11 protein-coding genes are annotated in these 16,644 nt (G+C 66.8%); 5 read left to right on the top strand and 6 right to left on the bottom strand.

The genetic code is table 11. The annotated features are described in order from the left end of the window. Positions 1–110: 110 nt before the first annotated feature. On the bottom strand, positions 111–806 hold the full coding sequence (locus Q9Q79_RS07915) for an alpha/beta hydrolase (RefSeq protein WP_005412954.1): 696 nt from the start codon (positions 804–806) through the stop codon (positions 111–113). 184 nt (positions 807–990) lie between these two features. Here Q9Q79_RS07915 and Q9Q79_RS07910 point away from each other — a divergent pair, with 184 nt between their 5' ends. Further along, the gene (locus Q9Q79_RS07910) at positions 991–2,130 is read left to right on the top strand and encodes an MFS transporter (protein ID WP_049459637.1); all 1,140 of its coding nucleotides are present in this window, start codon (positions 991–993) and stop codon (positions 2,128–2,130) included. 81 nt (positions 2,131–2,211) lie between these two features. Here the strand turns inward: Q9Q79_RS07910 and Q9Q79_RS07905 are convergent, their stop codons facing one another. Beyond that, the gene (locus Q9Q79_RS07905) at positions 2,212–3,330 is read right to left on the bottom strand and encodes an alpha/beta fold hydrolase (protein WP_060380366.1); all 1,119 of its coding nucleotides are present in this window, start codon (positions 3,328–3,330) and stop codon (positions 2,212–2,214) included. A 183-nt stretch (positions 3,331–3,513) separates the two neighbouring features. Between Q9Q79_RS07905 and Q9Q79_RS07900 the strand changes: the two genes are divergently transcribed. From Q9Q79_RS07900 to Q9Q79_RS07885, 4 genes are all read left to right on the top strand, one after another. Continuing rightward, a complete protein-coding gene (locus Q9Q79_RS07900; protein WP_111196823.1) occupies positions 3,514–4,860 on the top strand; it encodes a cytochrome c in 1,347 nt (448 codons plus the stop codon). Then, on the top strand, positions 4,857–5,783 hold the full coding sequence (locus Q9Q79_RS07895; RefSeq protein WP_049397316.1) for a c-type cytochrome: 927 nt from the start codon (positions 4,857–4,859) through the stop codon (positions 5,781–5,783). Before Q9Q79_RS07900 ends, Q9Q79_RS07895 begins: the two co-directional genes overlap by 4 nt. Before the next feature lie 120 nt (positions 5,784–5,903). Next, positions 5,904–8,282 (top strand): TonB-dependent receptor, encoded by a 2,379-nt coding sequence (locus Q9Q79_RS07890; RefSeq protein ID WP_012479746.1) that lies wholly within the window; start codon positions 5,904–5,906, stop codon positions 8,280–8,282. Between the two features lie 8 nt (positions 8,283–8,290). Further along, positions 8,291–10,399: a phospholipase C, phosphocholine-specific gene (locus Q9Q79_RS07885; RefSeq protein WP_044569819.1), complete on the top strand. Its 2,109-nt coding sequence runs from the start codon at positions 8,291–8,293 to the stop codon at positions 10,397–10,399. A 23-nt stretch (positions 10,400–10,422) separates the two neighbouring features. On the opposite strand, the gene Q9Q79_RS07880 is transcribed toward Q9Q79_RS07885, so the two are convergent. The 4 genes from Q9Q79_RS07880 to Q9Q79_RS07865 form a co-directional block, all read right to left on the bottom strand. Continuing rightward, positions 10,423–12,018 carry an alkaline phosphatase D family protein gene (locus tag Q9Q79_RS07880; protein ID WP_060380462.1) on the bottom strand — a complete coding sequence of 532 codons (1,596 nt, stop codon included), beginning with the start codon at positions 12,016–12,018 and terminating at the stop codon, positions 10,423–10,425. Positions 12,019–12,028: 10 nt separating this feature from the next. Further along, positions 12,029–14,962, bottom strand: a complete 2,934-nt coding sequence (locus Q9Q79_RS07875) for a TonB-dependent receptor (protein ID WP_201863895.1) — start codon at positions 14,960–14,962, stop codon at positions 12,029–12,031. Positions 14,963–15,103: 141 nt separating this feature from the next. Continuing rightward, on the bottom strand, positions 15,104–16,126 hold the full coding sequence (locus Q9Q79_RS07870) for a FecR domain-containing protein (protein WP_201863897.1): 1,023 nt from the start codon (positions 16,124–16,126) through the stop codon (positions 15,104–15,106). Beyond that, on the bottom strand, positions 16,123–16,638 hold the full coding sequence (locus Q9Q79_RS07865) for a sigma-70 family RNA polymerase sigma factor (RefSeq protein ID WP_005412945.1): 516 nt from the start codon (positions 16,636–16,638) through the stop codon (positions 16,123–16,125). Before Q9Q79_RS07865 ends, Q9Q79_RS07870 begins: the two co-directional genes overlap by 4 nt. Positions 16,639–16,644 lie beyond the last annotated feature (6 nt).

The following is a 16,644-nucleotide window of genomic DNA, read 5'->3' as shown; positions in this document are numbered from 1 at the left end:
TGGGATCCTCTGGCGGCGGCTGGAGGGAAGAGAGGGACGCGGCCGGACAGCCGCGGCGCAGGAGTGTACTCCCCTGCGCCGCGGCTGTCGTGCGGAGTGCTGGCGCGGGATCAGCCGCCGATGGCGGCGCAGGCCTCCAGGATCAGCGCGGTCACTTCCTTCGGCTGCGAAGCCAGCGAGGCATGGCTGGCATCCAGCTCCAGCAGGCGCCTGGGCTGCATCCTTGCGGCCATGGCCTTCTGGTTTTCCGGCGCGATCATGCGGTCCTGGCGGGACAGCTGGTACCAGCTCGGCATGTGCTTCCACGCCGGGTCGCTGACCGCATCACCGAAGGTGCTGGCCAGCGGTGCCTTCTGGGTAACGGCCATCACCCGGCCTTCGTCCTCGCTCAGATCCTGGCAGAAGCTCTCATGGAACTTGTCCGCACGCAGCCACAGGTAGCCATCGCTGTCCGGCGCAAGGTTCGGCGCCGCCTCCGGCAGGTGCTGCTGGGTGATGCCACCGGGACTCTCGCCGGCATCGGGCGCGAACGCGGCGATGTAGACCAGGCCCTTCACGTTGGGTTCGTTACCGGCCTGGCTGATCACCGCGCCACCATAGGAGTGGCCGACCAGCAGCACCGGCCCGTCGATCTGCCGGATCATTTTCCGGGTGCGCCCTGCGTCGTCGGCCAGCGAGGTCAGCGGCAGTTCCACCGCCTGCACACGGTCGTGGCCGTTGCGATGCAGTTCCAGGATCACCTTGGCCCAGTGTGCGGCCCCGCCCCAGAATCCATGGACGAGGAGGATGGTCGGTGTCGTGCTCATGTACGGATCTCCGGCAGCGGCCGGCGGGATGCCGACCGTGCAGCCACTGTCCGCGCGTGGCGTTAATCGCTGGTGACGCAATCGGGTCACTGCAATCGTATGCGTCGCCCGATGTCACGCATGGCACTTGCCGAGCCGACCTGAAAACGTTTCCATAAACGTCCCTTGGAGCTTCGCATCGCGCATGACGCCTTCATCCCCACGTGCCCAGCAGCACGCCACCCGCGCCGCCTTCTTCATTCCCGGATTCGCCACCGCCGCGTGGGCGCCCATGGTGCCCTACGCCAAGGCCAAGGCCGGGCTGTCCGACGCCAGCCTCGGCGCCGTGCTGCTGTGCCTCGGGCTCGGCTCACTGCTGGCGATGCCGTTGGCGGGTGCGCTGACCGGGCGACTGGGCTGCCGCCGGGTGATGGTGATCACCTGCGCGATGATGCTGTGCGCCCTGCCCTTGCTGGTGCTGGCGCCCTCGCCGGTGGCGCTGGGTGCGGCGCTGTTCGTGTTCGGCGCCGGCGTCGGTGCGCTGGATTGTGCGATGAACATGCAGGCGGTCGCGGTCGAGCGCGACGCCGGGCGCGCGATGATGTCCGGCTTCCACGCCTTCTACAGCATCGGTGGCTTCGTCGGCGCAGGCTGCATGACCGGCCTGCTGATCCTGGGTACACCGCTGTGGCTGGCCGCGCTGGTTTCGGTGGCGGCACTGCTGCTGGTCGCGGTGCTGTCGGCGCCGCACTGGCGCCCGCAACGGATCCTGCACGACGGCCCACTGCTGGCGCTGCCGCACGGCGTGGTGCTGTTCATCGGCGTGCTGGCCTTCGTGGTGTTCCTCGCCGAAGGCTCGATGCTGGACTGGAGCGCGGTGTTCCTGGCCGAAGTGCGGCAAGTGCCGCGTGACCAGGCCGGCGCCGGCTTCGCGCTGTTCACCCTGGCGATGACCGCGATGCGCCTGTTCGGCGACGGCATCGTCGAGCGCCTCGGCCGCACCCGCACCCTGGTCTTCGGCGGCATCACCGCCGCAGCAGGCTTCACCCTGGCCACGTTGGTGCCCTCGTTTCCGGTGGCGCTGGCGGGGTATGTACTGGTCGGGCTGGGCTGCGCCAACATCGTGCCGGCACTGTTCTCAATGGCCGGCCAGCAGCGGGTGATGCCGGAGAGCATCGCAATCACCGCAGTCACCACGCTGGGTTACGCCGGCATCCTCGCCGGCCCGGCAGCGATCGGTGCACTGGCACACGCCACCAGCCTCGGCTTCGCCTTCCTGTGCGTGGCCGCGCTGCTGCTGGGCGTCGCAGCGTCTGCCCGCTCGCTGGCACGACGGGTGGCCTGACAGAAAAAGGGGACGGAGGGGATTAAGTCGTTTATGGCCCAGCTGTGCGGGAAACGACTTAATCCCCTCCGTCCCCTTTTTTCAGCGGTGGGCCAGCCACTCGGCCTGGGCCGGCAGCTGTGGGGCCGGGCAGGCGCTCTTCGGGTGGTGTTCGTCGCGCGCCATCCAGTCATCGACCACGCCGGCCAGCAGGTCCAGCCGCAGCGGCAGGGTGATGTGGTCCTCGCCGCGCATCTCGATGTAATGCGCGCGCGGATTGGCCTGGGCCAGTTCGCGGCCCTGGCTGACCGGAATGTGCTGGTCGCCCTGCCCGTGCAGCAGCAGCACGCAGGCGTGGGTATCGGCCAGCGCGCGCGCTACATCCACGCGGTCCAGATCGACGTCGATACGGCGGCTGGCGGCGGCGATCACCTGGTTGATGTCCTGGCCGCCGTAGCGCCAGCGCGCGTACGACGCCATCGCCTGCGCCTTCAGGCCTTCCGGCTGCAGTCCCATCAGGTGTGGAATCATCGTGCGGATCGCCACACCGGCATTGGCGAACGATTCCATCGCCACCACCCCTTCCACCTGGTCGCCGAGCTTGTCGGCGGTGAATACCGCTGTGGCGGCGCCATAGGACACGCCGAACAGGTACAGCGGGCCGGTGACTTCACCACGCGCGCGCAGCTCGCCGATCACATCCACCACATCGTCGGATTCATAGGTGCCATAGCCCGACGGCCCGGTACCGGACTGTCCATGGTTGCGCAGGTCGAGCGTGACCACGCGGTAGCCGGATTCGGCCAACTGCAACGACCACGGCAGCATCGAATCACCGTTCATCATCCAGCCGTGCAGCAGCACCACGGTACCGCGCGGTGCCTGCGCGCGGAACGGCTGCGGTACTGCCAGGCTCAGGCCGGTATCCAGCGGCAGGCCGTTCTCGTGGCGCTGCGGCAGGTAGTGGTAACGCGCGCCGTAATCGCCAGGATCGAACACACGCCAGAAGATCGGCACGCCATCGCGGCCCGGCGCGAAGCCGTGGCGATTGGGCAGTTCGGCAATGGCCGCGGCAATGCGCGGACGATCGAGCAGGGTCGATACGCCACCCGGCGCGATCAGCCGATCGGCAAGCGAGGTGGACGAGGCATTGATCGAGGACGAGCATGCAGCCAGCCACAGGCCGGCGCACGCCAGCAACAACAGCAGCAGGCGCTTCATGGGCAATCGGGGAAAAGGTGCGACAGCGTGGCAGGTTAGCGACGCGCGCGTGGGCCATCTATCGCGCATGGATGACGGCTTGATGACAGCGCAGGAACGATTCAGCTTGGTGTACAAGCTGTATCTGTTCAGTCATTGATCCGGATCAATGAACGCGCGCGCGGGATTGCCCACAGTGCCGCCATGCGCACCTCGTTCAAGCTCGCCATTGCCCTGGCCGCCACGCTGGCCGCCGCCTACGGCGTCGCCCGCACCACGCCCTACTGGTTCGCACCGCGACAGGCCGCGCAGGTCGACATCCACGATCCGGCATTGATCGCGCAGGGACAATACCTGTCGCGCGCGGCCGACTGCGCGGCCTGCCACACCGCGCCCGGCGGCAAGCCGTTCGCCGGTGGCCTCGGCATGCAGACGCCGATGGGCACGATCTACTCGACCAACATCACGCCCGATCCGGACACCGGCATTGGCGCCTACGACTACGCCGACTTCGAGCGTGCGGTACGTCGCGGCATCCGCCACGATGGGCAGCCGTTGTATCCGGCCATGCCGTACGCCTCGTACGTGATCGCCAGCGACGCCGAGATCAAGGCGCTGTACGCCTACTTCATGGGCTCGGTGCAACCGGTGAAGCAGGACAACGCCGACAGCACGATCCCGTGGCCGGCCAACATGCGCTGGCCACTGGCCTGGTGGCAGCTGCTGTTCGCACGCCCGCGCACGTTCAACCCGGATCCGTCGCTGGATGCCAGCCAGCAGCGCGGCGCCGAACTGGTGGAAGGCCTGGCCCACTGCGGCGCCTGCCACACGCCACGCGGGTTGGCGTTCCAGGAAAAGGCGATGGCCGATGATGGCAGCCGCCAGTTCCTGTCCGGCTCGGTGCTGGAAGGCTGGTATGCGAAGAACCTGCGCAATGAATCGACCGGCCTGGCCAGCTGGAGCGAGGGCGAGATCGTCGACTTCCTGCGTACCGGCCGCACCGATCGATCGGCGGCGTTCGGCGGCATGGCCGACGTGGTCGAGCACAGCACGCAGTACCTGTCCGACGCCGACCTGCTGGCGATGGCCCGCTACCTGAAGCAGCTGCCGGCGCGTGAGGGCCGCAGTACGCAGTGGTCCCCCGGTACCGACACCACCACCGCCGCACTGCGCAGCGGCGACTACCGCGTGGCCGGTTCGCTGGCCTATGCCGAGCACTGCCAAGCCTGCCACCGCGCCGACGGGCGCGGCATGCCGCGCGTCTATCCTGCCCTGGCCGGCAACTCGATCGTGTTCGCCGATGACCCCAGCTCGCTGGTGCAGGTGACCCTGATCGGAGGCCGCACGCCGCATACCCCGCATGACCGCATGGCCTTCACCATGCCCGGCTTCGAGCAGCTGCCGAATGCGCAGCTGGCACAGATCCTGACCTTCATCCGCAGCAGCTGGGGCAACCAGGCCAGTGCCGTGAGCGAGGTCGACGTGGCGCGCATGCGCCGGGTGGTGCGCGACAAGCCGGTGCACTACGTTCCGCAGGAGGCCGCACGATGAAACGTTCGCGCAAACGCTTCCGCCTGCTGATCGGCAGTGCGATCACCCTCGTGATGCTGGCCGGGGCCGGCACCCTCGCTTACCGTCATCTGTTCCCGGACCTGGATGCCGCCGTGGCCAGCACGATCGATATCCTCGATGCGCAGGGCAAGGTGGTCGGGCACTACCATGCGCCCAGCGCCGAAGAAATCACCGGGCTCGGCAATGCCGAATCGGTGATGCTCGGCCGCCGTATCCTCAACGAGACCGCACGGCTGCTGCCGGACAATGTCGGCAACGATCTGAACTGCAACTCGTGCCACATGGCCGAGGGCAAGCGGCCTTTCGGCAATCACTACTTCAATACCGGCGGCGGCGCCTATCCGCGCTACATGCCGCGCCCGGGCAAGGTGATCGGGCTGACCGAGCGCATCAACGGCTGCCTGCAGCGTTCGATGAACGGCAAGCCGCTGCCGAAGGACTCGCCGCAGATGCGCGCGATGCTCGATTACATGGCGTGGTTGAGCAGTCCTGTGCCAGAAGGTGCAAAGGTGGCCGCCCCCAGTGAGGGACCGATCGACAGCACGCTGACCCCGGACCCGATCCGCGGCCAGGCGCTGTACGCCGTGCAGTGCGCCGCCTGCCATGGCGACAACGGCGAAGGACGGCGCGACGCCAGCGGTGACATCGCCTTCCCGCCGCTATGGGGCGACCACAGCTTCAACATCGGCGCCGGCATGGCGCGCCTGTACAAGGCCGCCGGCTTCGTCAAGCACAACATGCCACCGGCGGTGACCCGCGAGCCCCCGCTTGGGCAGCAGATGATGCCCGACCAGGATGCGGTGGACATCGCCAGCTACTTCATCAACCAGCCGCGCCCGGACTTCGCCAACAAGGCCAAGGACTGGCCACGCGACCCGAAACCCAAGGACGCGCGGTACTGACAGGCAGGCGGCCGGGGGCGTCGGCCGTCACACAACACGGTTCCTGCATCTCTACGTCATGTCGATGTCATTGGTGCTGTCGACACTCGGGGGCTTCTCTCCCCCCAAGGTCCGGTATCGATGCGAACGATTGCGCGCTTTCCCCGTGTTTCGCTGCTTGCCCTGCTGATCGCCCCCACCCTGGACGCCCTCGCAGAAGCACCGCAGGGCGATACGGGCGAAGCGCGCAGCAGCGATGCGCGTACCCTCGACCAGGTACAGGTGATCGGCCAGGCCACCAGCTATGCGAAGACTTCGGTGCGTGCGGAAACGCTGAACCGGCAGACCGTGATGAGCAGCGTCAACGACGCGCTCAACGAGGTACCTGGCGTGGTGGTCAGCGAAGCCGATGCCACCGGCTCGTCGGTGTGGGGTACGCAGATCAGCATGCGCGGGTTCGTCACCAACCGCGACACCCAGCAGATCGGCACCACCATCGACGGCCTGCCCAACGGCGGCTCCGGCTACGGCGGCGGCTCGCTGGCCAACCGCTACATCGACACCCTCGACCTGGAGACGGTGGAAGTCAGCCAAGGCACCGCTGACATCTCCTCGCGCTCGAACGAAGCACTGGGCGGCACGCTCAACTTCCTCACCAGCGATCCGCTGCAGGACAGCCGCCTGCGCTTCGTGGTCGGCGCCGGTGACAACGATGCGCGCAAGTACTACGTGCGCTACGACACCGGCCTGCTCGGCGGCCACACCCGCGCGTGGATCAGCGCCTCCTCGTCGAAGGTGCACGACTGGATCGACGGCACCGGCCACGCCAGCAACGACCACATCGCCGGCAAGTTCATCACCGAACTGGATCGCTGGACCCTGACCGGCTACCTGTCCTACAACGATGCCGACGAGCCGGAATACACCAGCGTCTCACCGAAGGGCTTTGCCACCAATCCGGATCGCGACAACCTGGTCGGCACCCTCACCGGCATTCCGTATCTGGACCAGAACTACCGTTCCGGCTCGCGTGCGCTGCGCGAGAACACCTTTGGTTACCTGCGTGCGGCCTTCGACGGCGGCAACGGGTTCAAGGCCTCGGTGGCCGCCTACGGGCACCGCATGCAAGGTCGTGGCGACTGGCTTCCACCTTACCTGGCACAGGTCAGCGATGAGGGTGCGGGCCGCCCCGAATCGGAATATCTCGGTGGCAAAACCGTGTACGGCGGCAGCAACCGTGGCCAGATCTTCTTCGTCAATCCCGATGGCAGCGCCGCGCAGCGCCTGGCCAGCTGCACCCCGCGCCTGGGCTTCACCGCCGAGTACGATCCGAACTGCTACGCGGGCAACGTGCTGGGCGCGCAGTCCTACCGCCACACCCACTACGACAACGACCGCATGGGCGTGACCGCCGACGTCGAATGGCGGCAGACCTTCGGTGCGATCGACAACACCATCCGTGGCGGCCTGTGGGTGGAGAAGCTGGACCGTTCGGCACGCCGTGACTGGCACCGCCTGCTCAATGTCGGCCAGGACATCGCCTTCGACCATCAGCCGTACTGGGTGCAGTTCGAGGACAAGTACAAGGTTGACGAGCAGATGTACTACGTCGAGGACGTGGCCCGCTTCGGGCCGTTCAGTGCCCGCCTGGGCGTGAAGCAGTTCTTCGTCGACCAATCGCGCCGCCGCGTGATCGGTGCCAGCGAGCACGTGAAATCCGATTCCAGGTCCGATCCGCTGCTGTCCACCGGCTTCACCTGGGCACCGGGCGTGGAAGGCATGGAGCTGTTCGCCGGCTTCTCGCAGAATTTCGCCGCCATTCCTTCAGGCGTACTTGGCGAAACCGACCCGCAGCGCTTCCGCAATGTCGAACCGGAGACCGCCGACAACATCGAAGTGGGCATGCGCATCAGCCGCTGGCCGCTGACCGCCTCGGTGACCCTGTACAACATCAAGTTCGACAACCGCATCGTCTACCTGCCGGCGGGCTTCGTCAGCGGCATCGACTACCTGGGCGAGACCGACGGCGTCTACGAGAACTTCGGTGGCGTGGAAAGCAACGGCCTGGAAGCGGCGTTCGGCTATGGTTGGGACAATGGCTGGCGGATCAACGCGGCCTACACCTACAACCGCTCCAAATACCTGGGCAGTGGCAATGCCGCACGCGATACGCAGCTCGGCATCGTCGACGGTGCCAAGGTGATCGGCCAGCCGGAGAACACCCTGGTGCTGTCGGCCGACTGGCAGGGCGCCAACTGGAACTTCGGCCTCTCCGGACGGTACCTGGGCACGCGCTACCTTGATGCCGCCAACGTCAACAAGCTGCCCTCGGCCACCGTGTTCAATGCCAACATCGGTTTCGACCTGCAGGGCCTGTCGCCGCGCCTGAAGGGCATGGGTGCCAACCTGGTGGTGAGCAACCTCACCGATAAGCGGTATCTTGCGGGGGTGGACGGCCGCGACAACGCCTTCATCGGCGCCCCGCGCACCGTCGGCATCTCCTTCCGCGTGGACCTGTGAGTGAGCCCGTGACCGATATCGGCCGACGCCGGTTGTTGCAGGCCGGCGTTGCCGCCGGCCTTGCCCCGCTGCTGCCCAGCATCGCCCGGGCCGCAGCGATCGCCCCCGCCGCGCAGACGCGCAGCCTCGAAGACCTGCAGCACATCGTGGTGTTCATGCAGGAGAACCGTTCGTTCGACCACTACTTCGGCACGCTGCCGGGCGTACGTGGTTTCGGTGACCGCTTCGTGGCCCCGGCCGCCTCGCTGCAGGCCGGCGGCCGCGCGCGCAGCCTGTGGCTGCAGCCCGATGCCAGTGGCACGCGGGCGATCGCACCGTTCCCGCTGGATACCGCCGCGCACTTCGGCTACATGCGGGTGGAAGGCACGCCGCACACCTGGGCAGACGCCCAGCGTGCCTGGGACCACGGCCGCATGGGGCACTGGCCGAAGGCCAAGCAGAACCACTCCATGGGCTACTTCCAGCGCAGCGACATGCCGTTCCAGTTCGCGCTGGCCGATGCGTTCACGATCTGCGACGCCTACCACTGCGCGATGCAGGCCGGCACCAATCCGAACCGGGTGTTCCTGTGGACCGGCCACAACGATGCACGGGCCCGCGCCGGCGGCCCGGTGATCGCCAACTCGCATGACAACTTCCCCGAACACGGCGGGCATCCGGCGTCCTACCGCTGGACCAGCTATGTCGAGCGCCTGCAGAAGGCCGGCGTGTCCTGGCAGATCTACCAGGACATGGCGGACAACTTCACCGACAACCCGCTGGCCGGCTTCGAGGCGTTCCGTCGGGCGTACAGTGCTGCACCCGGGCATGACCCGCAACTGCGCGCACGCGGGGTCAGCACACGTGGCCTGCCACAGCTACGCCAGGACGTACTGGCCGGGCGCCTGCCGCAGGTCAGCTTCATCATCGCCGACGCGGCCGGCAGCGAGCACCCCGGACCCTCCAGTCCGGCGCAGGGCGCGGCCTATACCGCGCGCGTGCTGGATGCGCTGACTGCCGATCCGGAAGTCTGGAGCCGCACCGCCCTGCTGCTGATGTTCGATGAGAACGACGGCTTCTTCGACCACATGCCGCCACCGGCACCGCCTTCGCCGGTGGATGGCGGCTGGGCGGGTGCGTCCTCGGTCAGTACCGAGGGCGAGTACCACCGCCATCCCGCACCGGGCGACGAGAAGTACGATGCCGCCGAACTGCGCGGCCGCCCGTATGGACTGGGCCCGCGCGTGCCGCTGTATGTGATCTCGCCGTGGAGTCGGGGTGGCTGGGTCGACTCGCAGGTCTACGACCACACCTCGGTCATTCGACTGATCGAACGCCGCTTCGGTGTGGCGGCACCGGACATCTCGCCGTGGCGCCGCGCGGTCTGCGGTGACCTGACGGGTGCCTTCGACTTCGCCCAGCGCGATACCCGCCCGTTCGTACGCGGCCTGCCCGACGTGAGCGCGGTGGCCGCACGCGCCGCTGCGTTGCCAGGGCGAACCGTGCCGGCGCTGCCGGAGGGGCTGAAACCAGCGAAGCAGGAAGTCGGCGTACGCCCTGCACGCGCCCTGCCCTATCGGCCGCAGGCATCGATGGCTGCGGTCGACGCCTCGGGCGTGGATCTGGCGCTGGCCTGCGAAGGTGCGGCGGCGGTGCTGCATGTCTACGACCGGCTGCGGCTGGATGCGGTGCCACGCCGCTACACGCTGCTGCCGGGCATGGCGCTGCGCGAGCGCTGGCCGCTCGATGCCCAGGACCGCTATGACCTGTGGCTGCTGGGCCCGAACGGCTTCCACCGCCACTTCCAGGGGGCGGCCAAGGATCCTGCGCTGCAGGCTTCAATTGATCGCACGGATGGCCAACTGCGGCTGCGGCTGCGCAACCTGGGTGACGGCGCGCAGCAGGTGCGTGTGCAGCCTGGTGCCTATGCCGGGCACATGCCCGATCAGGCGCTGGTACTACCCGCACACGCAGAAACCGCGTTGGCGTGGGACGCAACGCCCACGGCGGGCTGGTATGACCTGCAGATCGGCGCGGGCGAGAGCATGCTGCGCCTGGCCGGTCGCGCCGAGGATGGGCGCCCCGGCACGAGTGACCCGGCGATGGGCAGCGAACCACTGCGGTTCGAGCAGGATTGAAGGATCTCTGTAGAGCGGTAGATTCAGGCCTCCTGCAGCCCCGGCCGGCCGTGCTCCACCGCATAGCGCTTCCAGCTCTGCACCGCGCCATTCGGCTGCATCACGGTATCCAGCGTCTTCATGTCGCCGATCCACGCATCGCGGGTGACATCGCACAGCACGTAGCCACGCTTGTCGGTGGTCGCCTTCAGATAGGGGCTGTGCGCAAGCTGGTTCCTGGCATACGCGTCCACACCCTGGCCATCGGCGCCGGAGGTGATCGACGTGGCGAGGAACTCGCTGGAGACCACGCCCGAGTCACGGTGGTCCTGTACCAGATCGCTGGCATAGTGGCGATGCGCGTCGCCGCAGGCGGTCACCACGTTGCCGAAGCCCACCTTCTGGATGTGGTCGAGCAGGCGCCGGCGGCTGTCCAGATAGCCCGACCACTGGTCGTCGGACGACTGCACCACCCCGTCCTTCTCGCGCATGTAGTTGCCCAGCGCCACCTGGTGGGCGATGGTGTGCCAGCGCGGTGCGGCATCGGCCAGGCCGTCGAACAGCCAGCGCTCCTGCTTCGCCCCCACAATGCTGCGCTTCGGCGATTCCACCTCGTCACGCAGCGCCATGTTCACCTGCTTGCTGCGGTACTGGCGGGTGTCGAGCAGGTGCAGGTCCATCAGCGTGCCGTAGCGTGCACGTCGGTACATCTGCATGTGGCCATCGCGCGGGAATGCCGAACGGCGCAACGGCATGTTCTCGTAGTAGGCCTGGAACGCCTGTGCGCGGCGCAGCAGGAATACTTCGCTGGGCGTGTCATCCTGGTCTTCGGCGCCGGCCCAGTTGTTGTCCACTTCGTGGTCGTCAAAGGTGACGAACCACGGTGCCGCCGCATGCGCGGCCTGCAGGTCGGCATCGCTCTTGTACTGGGCGTAGCGGCGGCGGTAATCATCCAGCGTGTAGATCTGCGGGCCGACGTGGTTGCGCAGGTTGGTGAACGGCTGGCCGTTCATCTTCCGCAGGCCCGGCTGGCTTTCGCCTTCGTAGATGTAATCACCATAGTGGAAGACGAAATCGAGCGGTTCCTCGGCAATGCGCCGCCACGCGGTGTAGTGGCCTTCTTCGTAGTGCTGGCAACCGGCCACCGCAAAGCGCACGCGATCCACCGCGGCCGTGGCTGCGGGCAGCGTGCGGGTGCAACCGACCGCGCTGGCGTGGCCACCGACGCTGAAGCGGTACCAGTAGGGCCGTCCGGGCGCCAACCCGTCCAGCTCCACGTGCACGGCGTGGCCGAGTTCGGGATGCGCCATCGCCGTCCCCTGGCGTACCACCCTGCGCATGCCTTCGTCTGCGGCCAGTTGCCACTCGACCAGCATCGGCCGGGTCGGCATGCCGCCGCCGAACACCAGCGGTTCGGTCGCCAGGCGCGTCCACAGCACCATGCCATCGGCCGAGGGATCACCCGAGGCCACGCCCAGGGTGAAGGGTGTGCTGGCAAAGCGCGGCTTGGCCAGCAGGTTGCGCGGGTTCAGCGCGGTGGCATCGGCCTGCGCGGCCAGCGCGTGTGCCGTGCCCATCCAGGCACCGGCAGCGGACAGGCCGGCCAGGGCCAGGAATCGCCTGCGATTGATCGTCTCCACGGCTGTGCCCTCAGTTGTAGATGATGTGGAAGTAGAAGAAGCGGCCGTAGTCGTCGATCTCGGTACGGAAGCGCCCGTTCGGGCCGGTGCTGTAGGTCGGCTGGGTGTTGAACAGGTTCTTGGCCTCGTACTTCAGCGTCACGTGCTTGCTGACCTTGTGGCTGAAGCCCATGTTGAAGGTCATGTACGGGTCGTAGTACGAATCCAGCCACCGGGTGTCGCCGAAGTCGACCAGCATCCGGCTGCGGTAGGTGCCGGACAGGCGCAGTTGCGCGCTCTTCCACGGCATGCGCCAGATCACCGAACCGTTGAGCGACCAGTCCGGCTGGTACAGCAGCCGGTCCAGGCGGCGCTCGGTGCCATCACTGATGCGGTAGTTGGTCTGGCCTTCCAGCCGCGTGGCGTTGAAGTACATGTCGAAGCGCTGGCGGCCCCACTGCAGGTTGCGGTTGGCCACCGCGAACTCGACACCGCGCAGCTTGGACTCATCGGTGTTCATCGGCTGGGTCACCCGGTAGCGGGTATCACCCACGTTCTCGAAGGTGGTCAGGGTGTAGATGTCGTCCTTGATCACCTTGTCGAACAGCGCCACCGAGACCAGGCCGTTGTTGCCGTTGAAATACAGGTCCCACGCCAGGTCGATGTTGGTGGAACGGCGCGGCTGCAGGTCGGCATTGCCCTGCTTGATGCTGCAGAAGCCCCTGCCCTCCTCGTCATCGCCACAGCTGGTGCTGGTGGCCTGGGCGATGTTGCTCGGCGTCGGCCGGCCCAGCGTGCGGCTGGCGGAGAAGCGCAGGCGCTGGTCCTCGGTGAGCTTGAACGTCGCATTCAACGAGGGCAGCAGGTTGTTGTAGCCACCACTCGTATTGCGGAAGGCGGAGGTATAGGTGGTGCCGCCATCATCGCTGAACGGACTGTAGGCATCGAAGCGGGTGTGGTCGTAGCGCAGGCCGCCGATCAGCAGCAGCCGATCCCAGGCGTAGTGCGCGGACACATAGGCATTGGTGATGTCCTCCACGTACTTGTAGTCGCTGGTGAAGTTGGCATTCGGATAGGCCTTGTTGTTGCTGCCCAGTTTCGGCAGCAGTTGCTCGTTCCACTTGCGGTTGTCGATCAGCGGGAAGCCCGGCACGCTGCCCAGCAGCGTCGAACCCGGGTACAGGTAGTCGTTGAGCGTGGCACTGCTCTTGAAATAGTCGAAGTCGATGTCCTGCCAGATCTTCAGGTGGCGGTACTCGGCGCCGGCGGCCAGGCCGAAACCTCTCGCATCGGCGTCGATGTTGTAGCTGAAGTCGGCGCGCAGGTTGTCGATGCTCTCCTTGGCATCGCGCGGGGAGACGTAGGCCTGCGCCGGATTGAGCTTGAATGCGGAACTGGTCAGCAGGCTGGAATCGGAAACGGCCACCGCGTTGGGGAATCCGTGGCTGTCGTTCTCGTAGTCGACGAACAGATTGCTTGGATAGGCGCGCACGCCCCAGTAGACCTGGCTGTTGTGGAAGGTCTCTTCGGTATGGCCACCGCGCAGGGTCAGCCGCGAACGGTCACCCATGTCCCAGTTGAAGCTGGCGATGGCGCCACGGTTGCTGCGGTCCCAGCGGTCGTGGCGGTTCTTGATGTAGATGCTGTTGATCTGGGTGGTGCCGCTGTCTTCGGTCTGGTTGCGGACCGGAAACTTGGCGTTGCCGTACAGATCCGTCTTGTTCATCGTCGAGTTCTCGTAGAACCGGTACGAATACAGCAGCAACGATGCGTAGAACGGATCATCCGAGGGCTTCCACTCAAGCTTGGCGGAGCCACCGAAGTTGGTGATGAAGTTGGTATAGGTGCCAGTGCTGAAGTTGCCAGGCGCACGCAGCCCGTTCCAGCCCTTGGCCTGGTCCGGGCCCGTGGTACCGTCGGTGAGGTATTTGCCAGCGTCGTTGTAGTAGTAGTTCGACTCCACCCAGCGCTTGACGCTGTTGCGCGAACGCTGCTCGTAGCGTGCCACCGCAACGATGCCAAACTCCTGGTCGACACCAAACTGGTTGGAGAACACCATCTTGGCGCTCTTGCCGAAGTGACCCAGGGTCTCGTGGTTGCCGCCTGCGCTGCGCTCGACGTTGGTCTCGGCGGTGGAATAGATGCCTGCCACATCGGCAAACACGTACTTGCCTGACCGGTCGAAGGCACTGCGGCTGATGATGTCGATCACGCCGCCGATCGCATCCGGTGCCTGCTCGGCACTGAAGCTCTTGTAGATGTCGGTACGGGTGCCGATGTCGCTGGGAATCAGCTGCAGGTTGTTCATGCGCTCGCCCGAGCCACTGCCCCCCACGCTGGCAATCGCGATGCCATCGATGGTGGTGTAGTTGAGGTTGGCCTGCACGCCGCGCACGGTCACGTAACGTGGCTCGCCAGCATCCTCCACCGCACTCAGCCCTGGAGCGGCCATCAGGCTCTCGGCCAGGGTCTCGTCGCCGTAGCTGTCCATCTCGTCATACACCACCGAATCCTTGATCACCGGCGACGACTTCTTCTGGTCGATGACCTCATGTGCGGCAATCACCTTCACCGTGTCCAGGGTCGGCGCCACCATTGCCTCGGCCTCGCGCGGCTTCGGCGCGGCCGGCTTCGGTTGGTTGCGAGCTGGCGCCGGATCGATGGCGATGACATTGCCATCCACCACGGTGTACCCCAGGCCGGTACCGGCCAGCAGCGCGTCCAGCGCCTGCCTGACGGTGGCACCGCGCGGCACCGCACCGGCCATGCGGGCATCACCGCCGGCCGAGTACAGGAACTGCACCCCGGAACCGCGCGACAGCTGCTCCAGCGCACGCGCCAACGGCTGCGCCGCGATCGGCGTGGATACACGCGCCTCCAGGCCATCGGCACCGGCGGCGAAGGCTAGCGGCACGCTGCAGGGAGACAGGGCGAGGATGATCGACAGGTAGAGCGTGTTGCGCATCACGGGTCCTTGGAAGAGAGAAGGCAGCAGGTGCCACTGCGCGGATCGGCAGCGGCTTCTCCCAAGTAAGAGCCGGCATCCACCGAAGTGGAGAACGCGGATTCGATGAATTTTTTCTGACAGTCCACGACCGCACGGGCCTCAGCGGCTGCCAACCCGCACGGTGTCGCCTTCGCGCCTCACCACGAAGCGCGGGTCGCGTTCGAGGAAGGCCTGCAGCGCACCGATGCGATGCGCATCGAGGCTGCCGGACAACCGTGCCGATGCCGCACCTTCGTCCAGCACGCGTACCTGCACCTGGTTGTGCCGGTTGAAGGCAGCGGCCACCTCGTCCAGCCGCTCGTCGAGGAAGGACACTTTGCGCTGCTGCCAGTCCAGCAGCATCGACAATGGCAGGTCCAATGACTCGACCGCATGGCTGCGCGCGTCGACCTGCACCACCCGGCCTTCGCCCAGTTGCGCAAGACGCCGGGGGTCCACACCCTGGCTCCATACCTCCACCTCGCCGGAGACCACGCCGACGCGCGTGCTCTGCAGCCGTCGCGATACATCGAACACCGTGCCGATGTCGCGGATCTCCAGGCCGTTCACCGCCACCTCGAACGGACGGCGGTCGCGGGCGATGTCGAACGTTGCCTCACCCTGCAGCAGCTCCACCTTGCGGCTGAACCAGCCCATGCGTACCCGCAGGCGGCTGTCCGCGTTGAGCCGCACCTGGGTCTGGTCGGGCAGCACCAGGTCGCGAAGTTCACCCTGTCCGGCACTGTAAAGCTGCTCGGTGGGCATCACCTGCGGAACCAGGCCCACGCCGAGCAGGGTGATACAGGCTGCGGCAGCCGCCACCCACCAGCGCGCACGACCGCGACGCGGCACAGCGCGCGGCGGCGCGTGCACGCTACCGAACAGCGGCACCACCTTGGCGGCGACCTGCCGCGGTGGAACCGCCGCGTCGTCAGGCAACGGCGATTGCAGCGCCTCGCCCACCTGCCGGTGCAACGCAAGGGCGTGCATGTAGGCGCGCACGTGCTCCGGCGAGCGCTTCATCCAGTCCAGGAACGCGAGGCGCCCGGCCTCATCCAATGGCCCCTCGCGATTGCGCAGGAACCAGGTCATGGCCTCGCAGGCGATCGTGTCGTCGGCCACGGGCGATGAGGTCCGGTTCATGTGAGCTCCCTGGCGCCCAGCGCCTTCCTGCAGGCCTCCAGCCCCTTGCCGATGTGCTTGCGCACCATGTGCACCGACACCTGCAGCTGCTGGCTGATTCGCGGGCAGTCCAGCCCGTCGCGGTAGTGCAGTTCCATCACCCGCCGCGTGGTCGCCGGCAGTCGTGCGATGGTGCTGCGGATATCATTCCAGCGCTGCGCTCGCTCGAATTCACCTTCGATGTCTTCTTCGCTTTTCAGCACTTCGGCCAGCAGGTCGACGTCTTCCAGCGGCGGCAGCGACGACCGCGCGCGCGCATGCTCGCGCGCCAGGTTGGCCGCCACGGTGAACAGGTAGGCTTCCGGGTTCTCGACCGCATCGGCATCCTCGCCGGTGCTGCGCAGCAGGCGCAGGTAGACCTCCTGCGCCAGGTCTTCGGCATCCTCGCTGGCCGAACCGCGACGCAGGAAGAAGCCACGCAGCAGCCGGCGCCGCAGCGCGTAGCTCTTCTCCCAGATCCTCACGCTGTTCACGGCCGG

Source organism: Stenotrophomonas sp. a6, from assembly GCF_030913325.1.
Lineage (GTDB): Bacteria > Pseudomonadota > Gammaproteobacteria > Xanthomonadales > Xanthomonadaceae > Stenotrophomonas > Stenotrophomonas maltophilia.
This window is presented reverse-complemented; position numbering and strand designations above follow the sequence as displayed.